Consider the following 19,598-nt stretch of genomic DNA (forward strand, 5'->3'; position numbering starts at 1 on the left):
CTCATTTTGAATGAATACGCAATCCTTGCGCCAACGACCCTCTGCGGGGATTTTGCGACAATCTATATTGGGTGTCACATGGCTGCAACACATCCAACCAGATTTGTGCGATGCATTCCGATTCGTTTAAGGCGGGTTCAGGCTGACTGTGGTTTAGCCTGGCAGCAACGGACGGGCTGCTGCCAGTGAGGGCAGAGAAGGGAATCAGAGTTTTCCAGTGAGGTATTGCGCTTCGCCGTCGGCAAAGCTCCAGTCGCCTTTACTGTTGGTGATAAAACTAATCATCAAATCCGTGCCCTGTACGCCACAATTTTCCAGCAGCTCGCGTGCTAACTCTGCCATAAACAGGCACTTCTGTTCTTCACTTCTCGGGCTGGTATATACGCGCACCATGACCAGATTGTCGGTTCGCGCAAAGCCTAAGCCGGTATCCTGAAAGACCATCTGATAACCTTTGTTTTCGTGAACAATCTGATAACGATCACGCGCCGGGACTTTGAAGGCGGTTAAGACCGCACGGTGTGCGGCATCCAGCAATGTGCGGATTTCTGATTCTGAACGGCCCTGAATAACGTCGAATGTCAGTAACGGCATAAATAAAACCTCGTTTTTGCTCACATGAAAAGAGTAGGATGTGGCGCTATGCTGCCGCTTGCTGCCGGAAAGAAAAAGCGCGCTGGTTGAATTGATTATTTATTATTTTGAACAATCGATATGAAAGAAATTAAAACCGATAGCCTTTGGGTCCATTTGCACTGGTTAACCGTGCTGGCTGAGCTCGGCAGTTTTACGCGCGCGGCGGAACGATTAGACGTCAGCAAAGCGGCGATGAGTCAGAAGATTAAAGAGCTGGAAAAGATGGCGGGCGTGGCGTTGGTACAGCGCACCACGCGCAGCGTGCGACTGACTTCCGCCGGTGAAAAGCTGGTGGATGAGCTGCGCGATCCCTTCGCGCGTATCGCGCAGAGCTTTTTCAGCGTGCGCGATGAAGCCGGTCCAGTGCGTGGCATGGTGCGCGTCACAGCGCCGGTGGCGTTTGCGCGTCAGCAACTGGTGCCGATCATTGGCGATTTCCTGCGCGACTATCCGCAGGTGCGCTTGCAGCTGGATGTCACCGATCGTCTGGTGTCGCTCGGCAGTGAAGGCTTTGATCTGGCGATTCGCCACAGTGATAGCCTGCCTGAAACCCATGTTGCGCTGCCGCTGTGTGAAACCCGCGCGCTGCTGGTGGCGTCGCCGGCATATCTGGCGCAAAACGGCCTGCCGGATTCACCGCAGGCGTTGCAGCAGCATAATTGTCTTTATTATCCACGCGGACTTGAGTCGCCGCAGTGGCGCTTTCGATTAGCGGACGGCGGCAGCGAAACCGTGCAGGTGAAGATTCAGGGCAACTTTGCCACCAACAACAGCGAGTCGATCCGCGATGCCGCATTGCAGGGTTTGGGCATTGCGATGCTGCCGGATTTCAGTGCCAGCGCGGCACTCGCCAGCGGCACGCTGCAGCAGGTGCTGCCGCAGTGGCAAGCGGTGGATGCGTTCGCCGACCGGTTGTGGGTGGTGCGCCCGTATGCCGCACAGGTACCACGGGCGGTGACCACCTTAATTCACTGGTTACGCGCGCGCTTTGTTGATGGGTGATGCCAGCGCGATCGGCGCAGGCGTTTGCATCATCTGACCCAACAAACTGCCGCGGTTGTAATTACCGAGCCGCAGGTTGAAGTCGAGATGCAACTGCTCATTGCCGCTGAGTTTAATCACCGGTGGCGGCGTGAGTGGACGCTGGTGAAACAGCACCGCGTGGGCAAACGCCTCGCTTTTCCAGCCGCTTAAACGCTGATAGTAATAAGCGTTCGCCTCGCATTTACGCAGATAGAGATTCACCCGGCGATGTTCACGCATGGCGATCTGCTGCGCCAGAGAACCTAATTGCTGCTGCGGCTGCGCAATTTTCTGCGTCAGCAGGGAATAATCATCGCGCTTGGTCAATTCACTGAAGTAATTCTGTTCGCCGAGATGTTTGATCGGCGCGTAATGTTTTTGCCACTCGCGGATAAAGGGATTATTGGCGGTTGCCGCCAGGAACCAGCTCTCAATCACCGGCGCGAGATAGTTGACGGTGGCGTTTTCGTGATAATAACCAATCACATCCATGCGACGTTCCTGATGCGCGCGATGTACCCAGGAGAGATCTTCAAATAATAAAGTGCTGCAATCAATGGCAATGCCGCCATAACGCAACAGTAATTCCAGACGAATCACTTCGCTGCGTTGTTGGGCGGTTAATTGGGTCGAGGTAAAGATAAAATCCGGTAAAACTTCTTTTATCGTTAAACGATTTAATAAATGAATTTCATGATCGGGATTATCCTGACGAATCTTTTTAATATTTAACGCCATTGATTTCGGTAAATATTCATTATCCCAATACATCCAGACTTTCTTTGGAATCTCTGGCAGATCTTTTTCGCCAGAAAGTAACACGATATTGTCCTCCTGGCTGGGATCGTATTCCGGCGCACAGAGCGCATTATGCTGTTTTTTCTGCAGGAAAGTCTGGCTGGTAAAAGCGAGTCTTTTCCAGTTATGCCAGAGGGTTAACGCTGGCTGAAGGCGTTTTTTATTCATGATGCACCTGATTATTGTGATTATGCTGGCAAGGCGTCCCTGATCGCGGCGCTGAGCGCTCTTGATTGTCCTTTAGGCTGTGTGTAAAAAAGTACTCTCCTATGCTTAATAAAACATTCTGTGCGGCGCGGCTATCACTTTTTGATCCTTTCAGATAAACCGGAAAATCAAGGATCCGTTAAGCTTTAAATTAACGATAAATAACCGCGTGGATTGTTGATTATTCTATTCTATCTCATTAAGACTATTCCTAATAAAATAACAATAGCGTGGCGTAAGTCGCGGGGCGGATTAAAAATTGCGTGTGAGATCACGTGTTAACCTCGCTGCATTTTTCGCTGGCCTGCCGCGAAAATCCCCTCCTGATTGCGGGTTGGCTACGCTTAAAGGAGGTGACGAACAAAAGGAGACACTATGCAGCGACACAACCGTGGATTACTGGCGGTCGATAAGCAGGGCAATCGCGTGCTGTTTCTCAATCCCGAAACCTTTGCCGTTGAACAAGAGTTAAATGCCTTTCCGCCGCGTCCACACGAGCTTCTGATGCTGCCGCAGCTGGAGAAAGCTTACGTGCCGATCTACGGCGACGGCATTCACGGCGACAATCCGCATCCCGGCCACAAAGTGGCGATCATCGATCCGCGCCTGCGGCAGATCAGTGGTTTTATCGATCTGTCGCCGTTAAAAGCACCGCACAGCGGCCAGCTGGGACGAGACGGTAAAGTTTATCTCTGCTGTGAAAACAGCGCGGTGGTGGCGGTGATTGATCCCGTTAGCGATCGCGTGGAGAAAACCATTCAGCTGCCTTCGCACAATGCGCACCGACTCACTTTGTCGCCCAGCGGTCGCAAGTTGTTCACCGAGAATGAAGAGGACGCCAGCATTACCGTAGTGGATCTGTGTGAGGCGGAAGGGCGGATTATTGACAATATTCTGATGCCCGGCCCGATTTCCGGCATCGCCGCCTCGCCGAAACATCCTTATCTGGTGGCGAGCGCCGCCGATGCGCCGCTGCTGTATGTGGTGGATCGGCAAAGCCATCGCATCCGCCAGCGCCTGACGTTGCCGGGCCACCAGCAACCGTGTCAGGTGGTGCGCTTCAGTGCCAACGGCGAGCGGCTGGTGGCGATTGGCGATCAGGAGCCGGTGGTGACGCTGTTTGACGAGCTGCTCAATCCGCTCGGCGATATTCATGTTGGCAACAAGCCGATGGATGGCTGCTTCAGTGAGGATAATCACAGCTTGCTGATTGCTAATGAGGGCGACGGTTCGCTCAGCCTGATTGATCTGCAGCAGATGAAAGTGATTGCCACGCCGCAGGCCGGTACCGGTTGCGAAGTGCTGAGTTACTTTCAGCTCAAATCTTAAATAAACGGGCGATGATAAATCGCACTGCTCCAGTGGCGGCTGCTGGCATGTTTTTCGGCTTGCCAGCCGCGCTTGCGTAACTCGCGTGCAATCAGCTTATTCATGATGCCGTGCCCAACCAATAACACCGTGCCTTGCTGCGACAGCACCACCAGTTTATCCGCCGCCAGACGGGCACGTTCACGCGCATGCTGCACCGATTCGACATGGCCGGCATAGCCGCACAGCCACAACAAGCGCAATAGCGCCAGCCAGACGTTGAGCGGCAGATGTAAACGCTCAAACGGCAACGTCGGTATCGCCACTTCGCTAAAAACCTCATCCACCGCGTGCGGCTGTAAACCGAGACGCGTTAATGACGAACGGGCGCGCGGCAGCGGGCTGGTGGCGATCACACTCGCCAGGCGCGCAATGGTCTGACTGCGCGGCGGCGGGGAGTCGCAAATATCAGCCTGATCGTAACCTTCACACCAGTCGGCCAGCGCCCGAGCCGTGAAGCGCCCAGTGACCGGATGATTGGGTTTACCGTGTCGCATAAGAATAATGGTCATAGCGCTCCTGAGTGATCTTTCTCCAGTGTAATGCAGACGCTGAGTCAGTCGCGCACCGGTAACGGCATTTAAGAATATTGCGGGTGTGTCATTAAACCTTAACTGAACTGTGCGAAAAACAGCGCGATGAAGATGCAGTCTGCGCCGTTAAATGGTAAGCAATAATCGTTAATTACGTTGTAATCAGACATTTCTTGCATACGCGCATTAGATGTAATGTCATGAATTAACGCCTCTTTTATCTTGTGCTCATGAGTTATAGTGAAGTTTATCTAATAAATATCACTATTTTTGCTTGATTTATCTACGCGCGTAGATAGACTATGCCCATAGTGATAACTCACGGTGCCAGAGACGAAGTTGGCCTTGAGATGACCCAGTTACATTTGCCTTACTAATGCGATCGATGAAAATTACATCGGCGGGAACAGGCGAAGAAGCGGATTCCAACACCAGGGAATTCATTACTGATTTTTCATCCAGGTTTGCCTACTGAACGTCGCCACCGGGGAGTTCCGCTTGTTGTAAGGGAACTGACCCACGGAAGGGCGTTTGCTGTTTTTACCTCATTCAGGGATTGGGTTATGACGGTTTCGCAACAAAGCTCACTGACATCCTCCTCAGCTGCCGACGCGCGGCTTGAAACATCATCCGGCCGCAAAGATTTCTGGCGCGCCACCTTCTCGTGCTGGCTCGGCACCGCGATGGAATATGCGGATTTTGCGCTGTATGGCCTCGCTGCCGGCATTATCTTTGGTGATGTCTTCTTCCCCGAAGCCACGCCGACTATCGCCTTGCTCTCGAGTTTTGCCACCTGGTCGGTTGGCTTTATTGCCCGCCCGATTGGTGCCTTGCTGTTCGGCTGGATCGGCGATCGTAAAGGCCGCAAAACGGTGATGATCTCGACCATCATTCTGATGGGCGCCTCCACAACATTAATCGGTTTAATTCCCTCCTATGCCAGCATTGGCGTTTGGGCACCGGCGTGTCTGGTGCTGCTGCGCTTTACCCAGGGTTTGGGGGCGGGCGCAGAGTTGTCCGGCGGCACAGTGATGCTGGGCGAATACGCACCGGTTGAGCGTCGCGGTTTGGTCTCGTCGGTGATTGCGCTGGGCTCAAACAGCGGCACGCTGATCGCCTCGCTGGTTTGGCTGGCGGTGATCCAGATGGACAAAGAGAGCTTGCTGGCGTGGGGCTGGCGTATTCCGTTCCTCAGCAGCGTACTGATTGCGGTGGTGGCGTTGTGGATCCGTCGTCATCTGCGAGAAACGCCAGTGTTTGAACGCCAGCAGGCGGAATTGCAGGCCGAACGAAACGCCACGCTGGCGCAGGTGAAAGCAGAAGTGGATACGCGCAGTTTCTGGCGTCGCACCCGCGCCTTCTGGACCATGGTGGGTTTACGCATCGGCGAAAACGGCCCTTCTTATCTGGCGCAGGGCTTTATCGTCGGTTACGTCGCCAAAGTGCTAATGATCGATAAGTCGGTGCCCACCACCGCGGTATTCATCGCCTCGTTACTTGGCTTCGTGATTATTCCGTTTGCCGGTTGGCTGTCGGATCGCTTCGGTCGCCGTATAACCTATCGTTGCTTCTGCTTATTGCTGATGTTCTACGCCTGGCCCGCCTTTAGCCTGATGGACAGCCGCGACCCGACGATTGTCATCGCGGTGATTGTGGTCGGCATGGCGCTGGCATCGCTGGGTATTTTCGGCGTGCAGGCAGCGTGGGGCGTCGAGATGTTTGGCGTGAAGCGTCGTTATACCAAGATGGCGGTAGCGAAAGAGCTGGGGTCTATCCTTTCAGGAGGCACCGCACCATTAGTGGCGGCGGCGCTGCTGTCGTTTACCGGACACTGGTGGCCGATCGCGGTTTACTTCACGGCGATGGCCAGCATCGGTTTTCTCACCACTTTCGTGGCGCCGGAAACGCGCGGACGCGATCTCAATCTGCCGGAAGATGCCATCTGACCAGCAGGATCGCGTAAATCACAACCCCCATTGGCCGGATATTCCGGCCAATGGCATTTACGCAGGGGCAAAGGAATGGCGAAATCTCCAACCGGAAACGTAACGCGCACGGACGTGGCAAAAATCGCCGGCACCTCGGTGGCGGTGGTCAGTTACGTGATCAATAACGGCCCGCGTCCGGTGGCAGAAGCCACGCGTCAGCGCGTGCTGGAGGCGATCAAACAGACCGGCTATCGCCCCAACGCGGTGGCGCGCGCGCTGGCTTCGGGCAGCACTAAAACCTTTGGTTTAGTGGTGCCAAACATCGGCAATCCCTTTGTTGCCTCGATGGCGCACATGCTGTTGCAGGAGTCGATGAATCACGGCCACGTCATGCTGTTGGGGGATGCCGGCGACGATCGCAAACGCGAGCTGGAGATTATTCAGGGCCTGTTAAATCGTCAGGTTGATGGCCTGTTTTACAACAGCGTCGATCGCCATCCCTACATCGATGTGATTCAGGCCAGCGGTACGCCGCTGGTGATGCTGGATCGCATTGAGCCGCGTCCAGGCGTTGGCATGCTGCGCGTCAATGAGCGCGAAGCGGCGTGCCAGGTGACCGCGCATCTGCTCAGCCACGGTTATCAGCAGGTGGGCATGATCAGCGGTCCACTGGACATGCTTAACGCGCAGGACCGTATTCACGGCTGGCGCGATGCGCTGGCGCAGAAAGGGTTGCTGGCAGATGAGGCAATGATTTTCCCTGCCAGCTACACGCGGCAGGGCGGTTACGACGCCGCGCAGCGCATGGTGGCCAGCGGTCGTGTGCCGCGCGCGCTGTTTACCAGTAATGAAGGCCAGGCGATTGGCTGCATTCGGGCGCTGTCGGAGCATGGACTGCGCGTGCCGCAGGATGTCGCGCTGGTGTGTTTTAACGGTACCGATCAGTCGGCGTTTCATGTGCCGACGCTCACCACCGTACGTCAGCCGCTGCGCGATATGGCGCGCAGTGCGATTGCTATGCTCAAAAATTGGGATGGCGACGCGAAGCTGGCGGAATTTCCTCACCATTTAGAAATCGGTGAGTCCTGTGGCTGCCAGCTTACTCAACAAGAATAAAATTATAACACTATGAAAAGATTGATTATTGATTGTGATCCGGGAAACGGTATAGCGGGCGCCAACACCGACGACGGCCTCGCGCTGGCGTTAGCATTGGCCTCAAAGTCACTGTCGCTGGAACTGATTACCACTGTGACCGGCAACACGCCGAGCGCGGTGGGTGCGCAGGTTGCGAAAGATCTGCTGCAGCGGCTGGGACGCAACATTCCGGTGGTGCAGGGCGCGCTGCAGGCGCTGCGTGAAGATCCTGCGCCGTGGCGTGCGCGTCTTGACCACGTTGCTGATGAAAAGCTCGGTGAACTGTGGCGCGGCGTTCGTCAACCGCAGCGTATTCCGGCGGATGGACATGATGCGGCTGGCGTAATGGGCCAACTGATTTGTGACAATCCCGGCGAGTTTACGCTGGTAGCCATTGGCCCGTTGACCAACGTGGCGCTGGCACTGCAGCGTTATCCAGAGATGGCTGAATCGGTGGCAGAGATTGTGATTATGGGCGGCGTGTTCGCGCTGGATGATTACATCAAAGACACCAATTTTGGCCTCGATCCGGAAGCCGCGCATCAGGTGCTGCACAGCGGTGCTGCCATCACGCTGGTACCGATGGACGCCACCACGCAAACCCTGATGACGCAGCAGGATCTCACGCGGCTGACCGCTAACGATCATCCGTTGCCGCAGTTTGTGCGCGAGACGTTGCGGCCGTGGATCGATTATTCGATCCGCACCCGTCATCTGCCAGGTTGCTGGATACACGACGCGCTGGTGGTGGCGTGGCTGCTGAATCAGCGTGTCGCCGACGGCGTGGATTATCATGTGGATATTGAGCTGCGGCCTGGCGCCACGCGCGGCAAAAGCTGGCGTTATCGCACGCCGCTGCGGCTGGATATTGGCGTGCCACCGCAGACCGGCGCCTTGGTGCATGTGATTCAAACCGTTAATAATGCGCTGCTGCTTGAGATGATCGAAAAGGCATTTAATCAGTTATAAAACCGTTGACTGCACCTGCCGTAACGGCGCGATAAAACGCGCCGCTACAGGATATTGCCTCCATCAATGACACGTTTTTTTACACCGCGCATCACTCGCTGACAATTCCTGCCACAGCCCGCCTTTCTGACATGCTATATACAAATAGTTAACAAATTAGTAACCCGTGAAATTATTCGCGCGGTAACTTCTACTATAAATCCGGCCAACGAACCGGAAGCTCATCAGACAGGATACCAACATGTTCAACTGGACTGCGACCCAGCGCAACGTGGCTTTTGCCAGTTTCGCGAGCTGGACGCTGGATGCGTTCGACTTCTTCATCTTAGTGTTTGTCCTCAGCGATCTTGCCCAATATTTCCATACCAGCGTCTCCGATGTTTCTCTTGCCATCATGCTCACGCTCGCCGTGCGTCCGATCGGCGCGCTATTGTTTGGTCGGCTGGCGGAGAAGTATGGCCGCCGACCGATTTTGATGCTCAATATCGTGATGTTCTCGGCGTTTGAGCTTCTGTCGGCGTGGTCGCCCACCTTCACGGCGTTCCTCGGTTTCCGCGTGATTTACGGCGTGGCGATGGGGGGGATTTGGGGCGTGGCGTCGTCGCTGGCGCTGGAAACCATTCCGGATCGCTCGCGCGGCTTGATGTCCGGCATCTTCCAGGCGGGTTATCCGTGCGGCTATCTGCTGGCGTCGGTGATTTTTGGTTTGTTCTTCGAAACGGTCGGCTGGCGCGGCATGTTCCTGATTGGCGCGTTGCCGATTCTGCTGCTGCCGTTTATCTACTTCAAAGTGCCGGAATCGCCGGTGTGGCTGGCGGCGCGCGAGCGGAAAGAGAGCAATGCGCTGCTGCCGATTATCCGCCAGCACTGGAAAATCTGTATCTATATGGTGCTGCTGATGGCCTGCTTTAACTTCTTCAGCCACGGTACGCAGGATCTCTATCCCACCTTCCTGAAAGTGCAGCATCAGTTTGATCCGCACACCGTCAGCATCATTGCCATCAGCTACAACATCGCGGCGATGCTGGGCGGCATTACCTTTGGTGCATTGTCCGAGCGCATTGGCCGCAAGCGCGCGATTATTCTGGCGTCATTCCTCGCGCTGCCGGTGTTGCCGCTGTGGGCCTTCTCCAGTGGTTCATGGATGATCGGTATCGGCGCGTTCCTGATGCAGTTTATGGTGCAGGGCGCGTGGGGCGTGGTGCCGACCTATCTCACCGAACTGGTGCCCGCCAATGCGCGCGCGGTGCTGCCGGGCTTTGTCTATCAGCTGGGGAATTTGATCGCCTCCGTGAATGCGACGCTGCAGTCGCGTATCGCCGAGGCGCACGGCGGCAATTATGGTTTGGGCATGGCGATTGTCGCCGGAACGGTGGCGGTGCTGATTTGCGTATTAGTGGCCTTTGGTCGCGAGACGCGCGGCATCGAAATCTCCGGTGCCGCCGCGCGCGAGTCGTCTTAAAGCGCCTCGCAGACGTCAACCCAGTTCGCCGCGGTGAGTTCCGCCATGCGCTGCGGCGAAATGCGCACCGCGCTATGAATCGATCCGGCTGCGGGCAGCACTTCGTCAAAGCTGCGCAGCGACACATCGCAATAGACGGTAAGCGGATTTTCCAGTCCGAACGGGCAAACGCCGCCGACCGGATGTCCGGTCCAGTTCACCACCTCATCCACGCTTAACATGCGCGCCTTGGCGCCGAGCGCAGCTTTCAGCTTGCGGTTGTCGAGACGCGCATCGCCGCGCGTAACGATCAGCACGATGGCATCTTTCACTTTCAGCGACAGGGTTTTGGCGATTTGCCCAGGCTGAACGCCATGAACGCGTGCGGCCAGCTCAACGGTGGCGGTGCTTTGCGGCATCTCGATGATGTCGATATCCGGTGCATGTTCGGCAAAAAAGTGCCGTACCGACTCCAAGCTCATTGTTATCTCCGGTAAAAACAGAGCCGAAAAAATGCCATAAGCCTGGAAAAGTGTAAACGGGAGAAAAGGAGAATCTGTAACAGAATGCGCGGGTGCTACACCGCTTTTAACGTGCAGTTACCGCAACGTTCTACATCGGGGATACGATAGCGCTGGCAGCAGCTGCGTCGTTCCATTTCGCCATTACGCGGGATCATGGTGCGATACAGCGGATTATCGCTGCCATCGAGCAGGGATTTGCTGAAAAATAGCGCCTGTTCCAGCTGCAAAATCTTCTCTTCTGGCAACTGGTTTTTCAATTCACCAAGGAACCAGTAAAACGAAAAGCCCATGTTGTTCCAGATAAGCTTCGCATTGATATCACCGTGCTGCGTCATGCCGTTAACCGCCGGAATCAGGCATTGCTGAATCAGGCGATCGATACGCTGCTGGGCATTGAGGTAGCGCGCATCCTCATCTTCCTGCACATCCAGCCAGAAAGCGCACGGATGGCCGTTTTCGTGGAACTCAACGTGAATCAGATGCGGCGAGCAGTTCAGCGCACGCGGTTCCTGCAATAACGCCATCATCAGCGGTGGCAGCAGCAGGCCAAAATACCACTGCGCCCACAGCGATTGCAGCGGCTTAGCTTCCTGCTGCACATCAGGATGATCGCGATAGAGATAATCGCTGTAGCGCTGCGTCAGGCGGCGATAGTGAAGCGGATTGGACCATTCAGCCAGAGTTAACGTCCCGGCGGGTGCCGGCTGGCCAAGCTTGAGGTTATCCAGCATGTAGCTGCGTTGATCGCGCATCAGATCTTCCAGCGCGCTCGCTAAACTGCGATCGCTCTGCATAAAGATCAGTGGATGCTCGCTGAAGCGATGATCCTGACGCGTGATGATGGCCATGCCGGTCCTGAGTGATAACGGGAATCGAGAGACAAATGATAATCGTTCCCAGCATTTTGAACAACATTTCTGCACATGCAACTGTTAACGCACATTTCGTCGCGGCGCGTTTTATCGCGCAAAAAATTGCGCCGCGACGAGGTGTGCGTTGGGTAATGACAAGGCTTTATATCAGTTCATTACTCGCCTGCGTCAATTTCGGCAAATCCTCCCACGCCAGAATAGTGTTACGTCCCTGATTTTTCGCCACATACAGCGCGCGGTCAGCATTGGCGACTGCCAGGTCAAAATCGTCAGCAAAGATGGGCGCGATGCCAGCGCTGATGGTGACGTGCGTCGAGACTTTATCATTGAAGCGGTGCGGAATTTCCAAATCCACCACGTACTGACGAATGCGTTCAGCCAGTTTCATTGCGATTGAGGCGTTTACATTGGTCATCAGCACCAGAAACTCTTCGCCACCGTAGCGTGTGACCACATCGCGCGAACGCACCGCGTCGCGGATCGCCACGGACACGCGCGCCAGCGCCTGATCGCCCATCGCATGGCCGTAATTGTCGTTGTAGGCTTTGAAGTGGTCGATATCCAGCAGCAGCACAAAGTGGCTGCCGGCGTGGTTTTCCAGAATGGTATCAAGGCGATTCTTCAATCCACGGCGGTTGTACAAGCCGGTAAGCGGATCGAGCATGCTCAAATCGCTGAAGCTCTCTTTTTCCTCATACAGCTGGCTAACCAGCCGACGGGTGAAGGTATCAAAGCGACGCCGCATTAAATGGTGCAGTGAAAAGCCGATTAATGGCAGCGTAATGGTGAATAAGATCATCATTAAATGCTGACCATCATCCAATAACAGCACGGTTAATACCGGCGGTGTGATGTGTAAACAGAATGCAATCAAATAATCACTCAGCGCAATGGCACTGATAAAGAACACGCTTAACAGGCTGATAATTAAAAAGCTGCCATCAAAATAGTAAACCAGATGATATCTGTGGTTAATATGCCACGCCCACAGCGCACCCAAAATAAAAGCCACAGGATTTAATAGCGGTAATTTTTGTTTTGACGCCATTAAGCAAATAACCAGCAGCGTGGAGCTGAAGCCCGCTACAACGTCCACCGGCAGCGAGCGTATTGGGCTATCGCTGCCTAAAATCGGCAGCAGGCAAAAAAGCGAAACGGCGACATTAAGAAACAGAAAAAGCATCAGCGACAGCCGATATTTACTCTGTTTCAACTCATCATAAGATTGTAATTTCATTATTATTCTCGTGACAGCCCTGATATATCAAAGCGCTACCCGCAAGTAATAGTTTACCTACCCGGATAGAGAGCACGTTATTGTTGTGTTAGCGATATTGTTATCGGCGGCAATTTAGCATTTTCCAGTAATTCTGTCATCCGGCATGGCTTGCGACAAAAATTCGCTGCAAGATGAGAAATATTGTCATATGATAATGCGAATATTTATCATTTGAGGGTTGCGCGATGATCATGGCGATAATAGCCGCCTGCGGACTATGGGGCGTGAGCTGGGTAATGGGTAAACGTCTGGATAGCGGTTGGGGCGTGTTATTACCCTGCGCGGCGATGCCGATTTTTGCGTTATGGGAACCGAGTTTCAGTCAATGGCGAGTGGTGATGATTGTGGCACTGCTGCTTACCGTGGTGATGCTGTTTCACCATCGCCTGCGTCACTATCTGTTGCTGCCATCTTGTCTGGCATTGGCGGGCGGCTTAGCGGCGGTGTCGGTCAATTTCCACGTTATCTGATCAAATCGCAGAAACGACAACATCACGCTGAGAGCGTGAAGTTCGTTGAAAAATCTTTCGGGGGATTTACTGCTCGAAAGGAGTGACAACTGTTGGTGCGAAGGGAGGGACTTGAACCCTCACGTCCGTAAGAACACTAACACCTGAAGCTAGCGCGTCTACCAATTCCGCCACCATCGCATCTTAGTTGTCTGTTTATATCGTCGCATTGGTGCGAAGGGAGGGACTTGAACCCTCACGTCCGTAAGAACACTAACACCTGAAGCTAGCGCGTCTACCAATTCCGCCACCATCGCTCAGTGCGCAGATATAAACTGTGTGATTTTAGTTTGGTGCGAAGGGAGGGACTTGAACCCTCACGTCCGTAAGGACACTAACACCTGAAGCTAGCGCGTCTACCAATTCCGCCACCATCGCAAACTAACAACACCCTAAAGTATTGCTAACCACGGAGGCGCATTTTAGAGATTTTACTCATTGCGTCAACACATATTTCGCGACGGCAAAACGATCGCTGTAAAAAGCAACGTTTCTGCCGCCGCGCTGCTGTTAACGCGTTTTGGCACCGCGACCATATACGGCGCGATAGACTTTGAAGCGTCCGGTTTGCGCCAGCACTTCGTGATTGCCAAAGGTTTCATCCAGAATTTGTGGATATGGCAGGAAGGCGTTAGCCACGATACGCAGTTCGCCGCCGCTGTTCAGATGCTTAAGCGCACCGCGAATCAGCGTGTTAGCCGCTTCAAGGCTGGTTTGCAGGCCATCGTGGAACGGCGGGTTAGAGATGATCATGTCGAAACGGCCGGTAACGTCAGAGAACACGTTACTGGCAAACACTTCACCTTCCAGTTCATTGGCGGCCAGCGTAGCTTTACTCGCTTCAATCGCAGCAGCATGCACATCACACAGCCACAGACGCACGCGCGGCGACACTTTCGCCATCACAGTTGCCAGCACGCCGCTACCACAACCGATATCCAGCACTTTGCCACGGAAATGCGGCGTCAGCGTGGAGAGCAGCAGATCGCTGCCGATATCCAGACCATCACGGCTGAACACGCCCGGCAAGGTATGGATGGTGAGATCCTCGAGCTGATAAGTATGGCCGTAGCTGCTGGCATCAAAGGTTGGCTGCTTATCGAGACGACCGTGATACAGGCCACAACGACGCGCGCTATCAACTTTCTCCAGCGTCGCCCACGCTTCCAGCATGCCTTCGGCGCTGCGCACGCCGCTGCGGTTTTCACCCACCACGAAGATATCGCAGCCTACCGGCAGCAAAGAGAGCAGGTTTTGCAGCTGGTACTGCGCTTCGGGTTTGTTCTTCGACCAGTAATAAACCAGCGTATCGCAGCCTTCAACATCGGCAGCGGTTGCAACCATGCTGTAAACCGCACGTTCACCAAGGCGATGGCTTAGGTTCTGCCAGTGATGATATTGCTGGGTATGCACGCGGCTCGACGCGGTTTCTAGCTGGGCGGGCAGGTCATCCTGCAGGTCGCCAGCAAACAAAACGTTGCGGGCGGTAAATTCATCACTGTGGCGCAGAATCACTTCGCTGGCCGGGGTAAAAGCAGACATGGAACGCTCCTGTTAAATCAGAGCCGCGATTATAGTGCTTTGTTGGCGCATGTTCGATGGGTTTGCTAGCATAGCGTCGCATTCTGGCAGCATAACGGGTAATAGCATGAGCACAAGGCGCGACTGGCTTCTACAGCAAATGGGGATTACGCAGTATCAGCTGCGGCGTCCGCGCGTGCTGCAAGGGGAAATTGCCGTCACGCTTTTGCCCGACACGCGTTTGGTTTTGGTGGCCGAACAGGCACCCACGCTACAAGAACCGCTGATTCGCGACGTGCTGCGCGCGCTGAACATTCAACCCGCGCAGGTCATGGCGTTAACGCCAGACCAGCTGCAAATGCTGCCGGAGCAGGTCGATTGCGCCGGTTGGCTGCTGGGCGTTGAGAGCGAACATCCCTTTAACGGCATTACCTTCAACACCGCCGTTTTCAATGAACTGATCAGCAGCGGCGCAGCAAAACGCGCCCTGTGGCAACAGATGTGTAACCATGACAGCCATCTCTTTAGTCACCCCTGAAGACCAGCCGCAGCTGCTGGCGATTGAGCGCCGCGCACATGCTTTTCCGTGGAGCGAGCAGACGTTTAGCAGCAATCAAGGCGAACGTTTCGTTAATATCCGCATTGAAGTTGAAGGTAAGCTGGCCGGATTCGCCATCACCCAAGTGGTGCTGGATGAAGCGTCGCTGTTCAATATTGCGGTGGATCCCGACTTCCAGCGCCGCGGCCTGGCGCGCCAGCTGTTGCAGCATCTGATTGCTGAGCTCGAGCAGCGCGACGTGATGACGCTGTGGCTGGAAGTGCGCGCCTCAAATATGCCGGCGATTGCGTTGTATGAGCAGCTGGATTTCCATCAGGTGAGCGTACGCCCCAACTATTATCCCACTGCCAGCGGACGAGAAGATGCCATCATTATGGCGCTAACGCTTTAAGGAGCACCATGCTAAACGATTGGGACTGCATCCTGTTTGATGCAGACGAAACGCTTTTCCATTTCGATGCTTACGCTGGTTTGCAGCGCATGTTTGCCCGCTATGACGTGCAATTTTCTGCGCAGGATTACACCGATTATCAGGCGATCAACAAGCCGCTGTGGGTCGATTACCAGAACGGCACCATTTCCGCACTGCAGCTGCAAACGCGCCGCTTCACCTTGTGGGGCGAAAAGCTGAGCGTCGCACCCGAAGTACTCAACAGTGATTTCCTCAGCGCAATGGCCGATATCTGCCTGCCGCTGGAAGGCGCAGCCCACCTGTTATCAACGCTGAAAGGCAAAGTAAAAATCGCTATCATCACCAACGGTTTCACTGCGTTACAGCAGGCGCGACTTGAGCGTACCGGATTCCTCGATGTGTTTGATGCGCTGGTGATTTCTGAAGAAGTTGGCGTACCGAAACCTGACGTGGCGATTTTTGATCACACGCTGGCCTTGCTGGGCAACCCGGATCGCAGCCGCGTTCTGATGGTCGGCGATACGCCAGAATCAGATATTCTCGGCGGCATGAATGCCGGCCTGAAGACCTGCTGGATCGATCACGGTACGCGTCCGTTACCCGATCACATCACGCCAACCTGGCAGGTGAAAACGCTGGCCGAGCTGGAAACGATTCTGACGGAAGGTTAAAAGTATCTATTCATCGTTACCATCGTGATGATGCTGAGAAGCCCGCTGTGCGGGCTTTTTTTTATGTTATTATCTATGCATGAATCTATTCATCAATCTATTCATCAGGTAAGGTGGCGGCAATGGCTGAGCTACAAAGTTTGCTGCTGGAAGGACCGCTTAGCGCGGCGGATCTGCTGGCTCGATTGCATATCAGCCAGGCCACGCTTTCACGCCAACTGCGTCAGCAGCCGCAGATTATCAAATGGGGCAAAGCGCGCGCGACGCGTTATGCGTTGCTGCGGCCCATCCGGGGTGAAAGCCGCTTCCCGCTGTATCGTATTTCTGCTGAAGGTCAGGCATCGCCCGCTGGCATCCTTTTGCCAACCTGGCCGCAGGGCAGTTGTCTGCATCTGGACCAGCACGATCAAGGCCGCTTTTATGACGGCTTACCGTGGTTCCTGCAGGAGATGCGTCCGCAAGGTTTTCTGGGCCGACAATGGGGCCGTGAATACGCGCCACAGCTCGGGCTGACGGATGATATTCGTCTCTGGAGTGATGAGCAGTGCCTGATGGCGCTGGCAAGCGGCGGCATCGATATGCCGGGCGCTTTTATTGTTGGCGACATGACATACCAGCGTTGGCTGCAACAGCCCGCACCGCAAGCCATCAGCGAGGCGCAAAAAATCGCGCGTTATCCGCTGATGGCACAACAGGCGCTGAGCGGCGATGAACCGGGCTCATCGGCTGGCGGCGAACAACCGAAATTCCTGTGCTATGCCGCAACGGCGAATGGCGATCGTCATTGTCTGGTGAAATTTACCGTCGCCCGTCAAAGTGATAATGCTGAGCGCTGGCGTGATTTGTTACGCGCGGAGCATCTGGCGTTGCAACATTTACTGGCGGCGGGATTGCCTGCCGCACATAGCCAGCTGATTGATAGTGAAGGACAATTGTTCCTCGAAGTGCAGCGTTTTGATCGCATTCATCAACGTGGTCGACGCTGCATGAGTTCATTAGAAGCGGTAAGCGCAGAGTTTATCGGCCATCAACAACACTGGCCGGATGCGCTGCGTGAGTTGCAGCGTCAGCAACGTGTTGATGCGGTAGCGGTTGAACGCGGGACTTTGCAGTGGGCGTTTGGACGACTGATTGCCAATAGCGACATGCACGCGGGCAATCTGTCTTTCTTTACTGATGAAGAACGTTTCAGCCTGACACCGGCTTACGACATGCTGCCGATGGCGCTGGCGCCCAATTCTCAGGGGCACATGCGCGATGAAGTCAAACTGACGCTGGATTTCGCGCTGCCAGGCGCCGTGTGGCGCGCTGCCAGCGCTATGGCGAAAATCTACTGGCAGGCGATTGCAGAGGATGCTGCGTTTAGCGCGAACTTCCGCAGCATTGCCGGGCAGGCATTACAGCAACTGGAAGCGATGGAAGTAACAATGCATAAAATGGCTTAACGCTCTTTTTCAGTCTCTGTGGTTGCTGCCGCCGCCTCTTCTTGCTCTTTCTCTTTATCCTCTTTCACCGTGCGGCTCGCCGTTAGCAGGAACGGCGATTGCTGCCAGCGGGTGCGACGGTCGCGCAGCAGGGTGCGCGTCAGGATAATGCCGATGGCCAGCGCCAGTAACATCATCAGGCGCAGGATGTTGGTGGTGTTATCCACCTGACGTGATTCCGTCACCAGCACGTGAGTATCCAGCGTGACGCGCAGGAAACCTTGCGGGCCATCTTTGCCTTCCAGCGGCTGCACAATTTGATGGTTGAAGTAGCTACCAGCGCGTTTGCCATCCAGCGACAGCCGATCACGCACATTAATGCTTTCGCCGCTGTGCGCCACCAGGCTGCCATCATCGGCGTAGACGGAAGCATCAAGAATGCGGCTGTTGTCGGTCATCTGATTGAGGATGGCGGCAATCTGCGTGCGGTTATCGTCGCTGTTATCCATCAACGGTTTAAGGCTAAACGCCACCTGTTTGGTCAACGTGCGCGCCAGTTCTTCCACTTGTTCAGAGCGAGCCATTTGATGGCCGAGGCTAAACCAGGATGCGCCTTGCATCAGAACCACTAACAGAGCCAGCGAGATAAGAACAATCACCGTGCGATGCAGGCGAAATTTCAGTGCGGTTTTAACCATCAGAAACCCGTGTGATGTAACAGCAGAAAGGCTGGCAATTATGTTGCCAGAACCCGCGCAGACAAGGTAGCCTCTTGCGTGGTTTTGTTGTCCCTACAGGAGCTGTAATGCCAAATCGTCTTACCTGGTGCGATCTGCCCGCCGATGTTTCACTTTGGCCGGGTTTACCCCTTTCCCTCAGCGGTGATGAAGTGATGCCGCTGGATTACCGTGCTGGTCGGACTGGCTGGTTGCTGTATGGGCGCGGGCTCGATAAACAAAAACTCACCGATTATCAGCATAAGCTGGGGGCGGCGATGGTGATCGTCAGCGCCTGGAATGTCGATGAGTATCAGGTGATACGTCTGGCAGGCTCGCTGACGCCGCGCGCCAGCAAACTGGCGCATGAAGCCGGTTTTGATGTGGCACCGCTCGGCAAAATCCCGCATCTGAAAACGCCAGGTTTGCTGGTGATGGACATGGATTCCACCGCGATCCAGATTGAGTGCATCGATGAGATCGCCAAACTGGCGGGCTGCGGCGAGCAGGTGGCGGAAGTCACCGAGCGCGCGATGCGCGGCGAGCTGGATTTCAAAGCCAGCCTGCGCGAGCGCGTCGGCACCCTGGCGGGCGCCGATGCCAATATCCTGATGCAAGTGCGCGATGCGCTGCCGCTGATGCCAGGCTTAACCACGCTGGTGCAGAAGCTGCAGGCGCTGGGCTGGCAGGTGGCGATCGCCTCGGGCGGCTTTACCTTCTACGCCGACTATTTGCGCCATACGCTGCATTTAGCCGCAGCGGTGGCCAACGAGCTGGAAATTCGCGACGGCAAGCTAACCGGCCAGGTGCTGGGACAAATTGTCGACGCCCAATTTAAAGCCGATACCCTGAACGATCTGGCACAGCGCTTTGAAATTGCGCCGGAACAAACCGTGGCGATTGGCGATGGTGCCAACGATCTGCCGATGATTAAAACCGCGGCGCTGGGTATCGCCTATCATGCTAAACCTAAAGTGAATGAGCAGACGGAAATCATCATCCGTCATGCTGACCTGATGGGTGTGTTCTGCATCCTGACCGGCAGCCTGATTCACGAAGAGCGTTAACTGA

20 protein-coding genes and 3 tRNA genes are annotated in these 19,598 nt (G+C 54.9%); 12 read left to right on the forward strand and 11 right to left on the reverse strand.

Annotation, left to right across the window (positions count from 1 at the left end; translation table 11 throughout):
* Nucleotides 1–204: 204 nt before the first annotated feature.
* Nucleotides 205–594: a tautomerase family protein gene (locus MWH02_RS11735; protein ID WP_101762200.1), complete on the reverse strand. Its 390-nt coding sequence runs from the start codon at nt 592–594 to the stop codon at nt 205–207.
* Nucleotides 595–714: 120 nt separating this feature from the next.
* Here MWH02_RS11735 and MWH02_RS11740 point away from each other — a divergent pair, with 120 nt between their 5' ends.
* Nucleotides 715–1,638 carry a LysR family transcriptional regulator gene (locus MWH02_RS11740; RefSeq protein WP_101762199.1) on the forward strand — a complete coding sequence of 308 codons (924 nt, stop codon included), beginning with the start codon at nt 715–717 and terminating at the stop codon, nt 1,636–1,638.
* On the opposite strand, the gene MWH02_RS11745 is transcribed toward MWH02_RS11740, so the two are convergent.
* Nucleotides 1,612–2,625: a glycosyltransferase family 32 protein gene (locus MWH02_RS11745; protein WP_101762198.1), complete on the reverse strand. Its 1,014-nt coding sequence runs from the start codon at nt 2,623–2,625 to the stop codon at nt 1,612–1,614. The genes MWH02_RS11740 and MWH02_RS11745 overlap by 27 nt on opposite strands.
* 414 nt (nt 2,626–3,039) lie before the next feature.
* On the opposite strand from MWH02_RS11745, the gene MWH02_RS11750 reads away from it, so the two are divergent.
* The gene (locus MWH02_RS11750) at nt 3,040–3,993 is read left to right on the forward strand and encodes a YncE family protein (RefSeq protein ID WP_271460696.1); all 954 of its coding nucleotides are present in this window, start codon (nt 3,040–3,042) and stop codon (nt 3,991–3,993) included.
* Here the strand turns inward: MWH02_RS11750 and MWH02_RS11755 are convergent.
* The gene (locus MWH02_RS11755; protein WP_110867474.1) at nt 3,990–4,544 is read right to left on the reverse strand and encodes a histidine phosphatase family protein; all 555 of its coding nucleotides are present in this window, start codon (nt 4,542–4,544) and stop codon (nt 3,990–3,992) included. The two genes, MWH02_RS11750 and MWH02_RS11755, sit on opposite strands and share 4 nt — an antisense overlap.
* Nucleotides 4,545–5,128: 584 nt before the next feature.
* Here MWH02_RS11755 and MWH02_RS11760 point away from each other — a divergent pair.
* The 4 genes from MWH02_RS11760 (at nt 5,129) to MWH02_RS11775 (ending at nt 10,061) form a co-directional block, all read left to right on the forward strand.
* Complete coding sequence (locus tag MWH02_RS11760; protein ID WP_192235788.1) at nt 5,129–6,511, forward strand: MFS transporter; 1,383 nt, start codon at nt 5,129–5,131, stop codon at nt 6,509–6,511.
* Between the two features lie 75 nt (nt 6,512–6,586).
* Nucleotides 6,587–7,609: a LacI family DNA-binding transcriptional regulator gene (locus MWH02_RS11765; protein ID WP_101762194.1), complete on the forward strand. Its 1,023-nt coding sequence runs from the start codon at nt 6,587–6,589 to the stop codon at nt 7,607–7,609.
* Between the two features lie 12 nt (nt 7,610–7,621).
* A complete protein-coding gene (locus MWH02_RS11770; protein WP_110867476.1) occupies nt 7,622–8,599 on the forward strand; it encodes a nucleoside hydrolase in 978 nt (325 codons plus the stop codon).
* A 241-nt stretch (nt 8,600–8,840) separates the two neighbouring features.
* On the forward strand, nt 8,841–10,061 hold the full coding sequence (locus MWH02_RS11775) for an MFS transporter (protein WP_101762192.1): 1,221 nt from the start codon (nt 8,841–8,843) through the stop codon (nt 10,059–10,061).
* Here the strand turns inward: MWH02_RS11775 and MWH02_RS11780 are convergent.
* The 3 genes from MWH02_RS11780 to MWH02_RS11790 form a co-directional block, all read right to left on the reverse strand.
* Nucleotides 10,058–10,522 (reverse strand): YbaK/EbsC family protein, encoded by a 465-nt coding sequence (locus MWH02_RS11780; RefSeq protein WP_101762191.1) that lies wholly within the window; start codon nt 10,520–10,522, stop codon nt 10,058–10,060. The genes MWH02_RS11775 and MWH02_RS11780 overlap by 4 nt on opposite strands.
* 95 nt (nt 10,523–10,617) lie before the next feature.
* Nucleotides 10,618–11,412, reverse strand: a complete 795-nt coding sequence (fhuF, locus tag MWH02_RS11785; protein WP_101762190.1) for a siderophore-iron reductase FhuF — start codon at nt 11,410–11,412, stop codon at nt 10,618–10,620.
* A 166-nt stretch (nt 11,413–11,578) separates the two neighbouring features.
* Nucleotides 11,579–12,673 carry a GGDEF domain-containing protein gene (locus tag MWH02_RS11790; RefSeq protein ID WP_217549160.1) on the reverse strand — a complete coding sequence of 365 codons (1,095 nt, stop codon included), beginning with the start codon at nt 12,671–12,673 and terminating at the stop codon, nt 11,579–11,581.
* 227 nt (nt 12,674–12,900) lie between these two features.
* Here MWH02_RS11790 and MWH02_RS11795 point away from each other — a divergent pair, with 227 nt between their 5' ends.
* On the forward strand, nt 12,901–13,185 hold the full coding sequence (locus MWH02_RS11795; protein WP_110867479.1) for a DUF1435 domain-containing protein: 285 nt from the start codon (nt 12,901–12,903) through the stop codon (nt 13,183–13,185).
* Nucleotides 13,186–13,278: 93 nt separating this feature from the next.
* On the opposite strand, the gene MWH02_RS11800 is transcribed toward MWH02_RS11795, so the two are convergent.
* From MWH02_RS11800 to rsmC, 4 genes are all read right to left on the reverse strand, one after another.
* Nucleotides 13,279–13,365, reverse strand: a tRNA-Leu gene (locus MWH02_RS11800).
* A gap of 29 nt (nt 13,366–13,394) precedes the next feature.
* A tRNA-Leu gene (locus MWH02_RS11805) sits at nt 13,395–13,481 on the reverse strand.
* A gap of 34 nt (nt 13,482–13,515) precedes the next feature.
* A tRNA-Leu gene (locus MWH02_RS11810) sits at nt 13,516–13,602 on the reverse strand.
* Between the two features lie 132 nt (nt 13,603–13,734).
* Entirely contained in the window at nt 13,735–14,766 is a 1,032-nt protein-coding gene (gene rsmC, locus MWH02_RS11815) for a 16S rRNA (guanine(1207)-N(2))-methyltransferase RsmC (protein ID WP_101762187.1), read from the reverse strand.
* Between the two features lie 106 nt (nt 14,767–14,872).
* Between rsmC and MWH02_RS11820 the strand changes: the two genes are divergently transcribed.
* The 4 genes from MWH02_RS11820 to yjjJ all read left to right on the forward strand — a co-directional run bounded on the left by MWH02_RS11820 (nt 14,873) and on the right by yjjJ (nt 17,832).
* Nucleotides 14,873–15,283, forward strand: a complete 411-nt coding sequence (locus MWH02_RS11820) for a DNA polymerase III subunit psi (RefSeq protein ID WP_101762186.1) — start codon at nt 14,873–14,875, stop codon at nt 15,281–15,283.
* On the forward strand, nt 15,255–15,695 hold the full coding sequence (gene rimI / locus MWH02_RS11825; RefSeq protein ID WP_101762185.1) for a ribosomal protein S18-alanine N-acetyltransferase: 441 nt from the start codon (nt 15,255–15,257) through the stop codon (nt 15,693–15,695). The genes MWH02_RS11820 and rimI overlap by 29 nt, the downstream gene beginning before the upstream one ends.
* A gap of 8 nt (nt 15,696–15,703) precedes the next feature.
* Nucleotides 15,704–16,387, forward strand: coding sequence for a pyrimidine 5'-nucleotidase (yjjG, locus tag MWH02_RS11830; RefSeq protein WP_101762184.1), 684 nt, complete (start codon nt 15,704–15,706; stop codon nt 16,385–16,387).
* Nucleotides 16,388–16,509: 122 nt separating this feature from the next.
* Complete coding sequence (yjjJ, locus tag MWH02_RS11835) at nt 16,510–17,832, forward strand: type II toxin-antitoxin system HipA family toxin YjjJ (protein ID WP_137385113.1); 1,323 nt, start codon at nt 16,510–16,512, stop codon at nt 17,830–17,832.
* On the opposite strand, the gene MWH02_RS11840 is transcribed toward yjjJ, so the two are convergent.
* Nucleotides 17,829–18,509, reverse strand: coding sequence for a YtjB family periplasmic protein (locus tag MWH02_RS11840; protein ID WP_101762182.1), 681 nt, complete (start codon nt 18,507–18,509; stop codon nt 17,829–17,831). The two genes, yjjJ and MWH02_RS11840, sit on opposite strands and share 4 nt — an antisense overlap.
* 107 nt (nt 18,510–18,616) lie before the next feature.
* On the opposite strand from MWH02_RS11840, the gene serB reads away from it, so the two are divergent.
* Nucleotides 18,617–19,594, forward strand: a complete 978-nt coding sequence (gene serB, locus MWH02_RS11845; protein ID WP_217549154.1) for a phosphoserine phosphatase — start codon at nt 18,617–18,619, stop codon at nt 19,592–19,594.
* Nucleotides 19,595–19,598: the final 4 nt, after the last annotated feature.

The sequence above is a fragment of the Pantoea leporis genome, from assembly GCF_028048155.1.
GTDB lineage: Bacteria > Pseudomonadota > Gammaproteobacteria > Enterobacterales > Enterobacteriaceae > Pantoea > Pantoea leporis.

Bases quoted from the DNA above. Each gene is read 5' to 3' on its own strand.
- MWH02_RS11745 (WP_101762198.1), bottom strand. From the start codon at position 2,625: ATGAATAAAAAACGCCTTCAGCCAGCGTTAACCCTCTGGCATAACTGG.
- yjjJ (WP_137385113.1), top strand. From the start codon at position 16,510: ATGGCTGAGCTACAAAGTTTGCTGCTGGAAGGACCGCTTAGCGCGGCG.
- MWH02_RS11795 (WP_110867479.1), top strand. From the start codon at position 12,901: ATGATCATGGCGATAATAGCCGCCTGCGGACTATGGGGCGTGAGCTGG.
- MWH02_RS11755 (WP_110867474.1), bottom strand. From the start codon at position 4,544: ATGACCATTATTCTTATGCGACACGGTAAACCCAATCATCCGGTCACT.
- MWH02_RS11750 (WP_271460696.1), top strand. From the start codon at position 3,040: ATGCAGCGACACAACCGTGGATTACTGGCGGTCGATAAGCAGGGCAAT.
- MWH02_RS11735 (WP_101762200.1), bottom strand. From the start codon at position 594: ATGCCGTTACTGACATTCGACGTTATTCAGGGCCGTTCAGAATCAGAA.
- MWH02_RS11820 (WP_101762186.1), top strand. From the start codon at position 14,873: ATGAGCACAAGGCGCGACTGGCTTCTACAGCAAATGGGGATTACGCAG.
- MWH02_RS11840 (WP_101762182.1), bottom strand. From the start codon at position 18,509: ATGGTTAAAACCGCACTGAAATTTCGCCTGCATCGCACGGTGATTGTT.
- MWH02_RS11760 (WP_192235788.1), top strand. From the start codon at position 5,129: ATGACGGTTTCGCAACAAAGCTCACTGACATCCTCCTCAGCTGCCGAC.
- MWH02_RS11790 (WP_217549160.1), bottom strand. From the start codon at position 12,673: ATGAAATTACAATCTTATGATGAGTTGAAACAGAGTAAATATCGGCTG.
- fhuF (WP_101762190.1), bottom strand. From the start codon at position 11,412: ATGGCCATCATCACGCGTCAGGATCATCGCTTCAGCGAGCATCCACTG.
- rimI (WP_101762185.1), top strand. From the start codon at position 15,255: ATGACAGCCATCTCTTTAGTCACCCCTGAAGACCAGCCGCAGCTGCTG.
- MWH02_RS11775 (WP_101762192.1), top strand. From the start codon at position 8,841: ATGTTCAACTGGACTGCGACCCAGCGCAACGTGGCTTTTGCCAGTTTC.
- rsmC (WP_101762187.1), bottom strand. From the start codon at position 14,766: ATGTCTGCTTTTACCCCGGCCAGCGAAGTGATTCTGCGCCACAGTGAT.
- MWH02_RS11740 (WP_101762199.1), top strand. From the start codon at position 715: ATGAAAGAAATTAAAACCGATAGCCTTTGGGTCCATTTGCACTGGTTA.
- MWH02_RS11765 (WP_101762194.1), top strand. From the start codon at position 6,587: ATGGCGAAATCTCCAACCGGAAACGTAACGCGCACGGACGTGGCAAAA.
- MWH02_RS11770 (WP_110867476.1), top strand. From the start codon at position 7,622: ATGAAAAGATTGATTATTGATTGTGATCCGGGAAACGGTATAGCGGGC.
- MWH02_RS11780 (WP_101762191.1), bottom strand. From the start codon at position 10,522: ATGAGCTTGGAGTCGGTACGGCACTTTTTTGCCGAACATGCACCGGAT.
- yjjG (WP_101762184.1), top strand. From the start codon at position 15,704: ATGCTAAACGATTGGGACTGCATCCTGTTTGATGCAGACGAAACGCTT.
- serB (WP_217549154.1), top strand. From the start codon at position 18,617: ATGCCAAATCGTCTTACCTGGTGCGATCTGCCCGCCGATGTTTCACTT.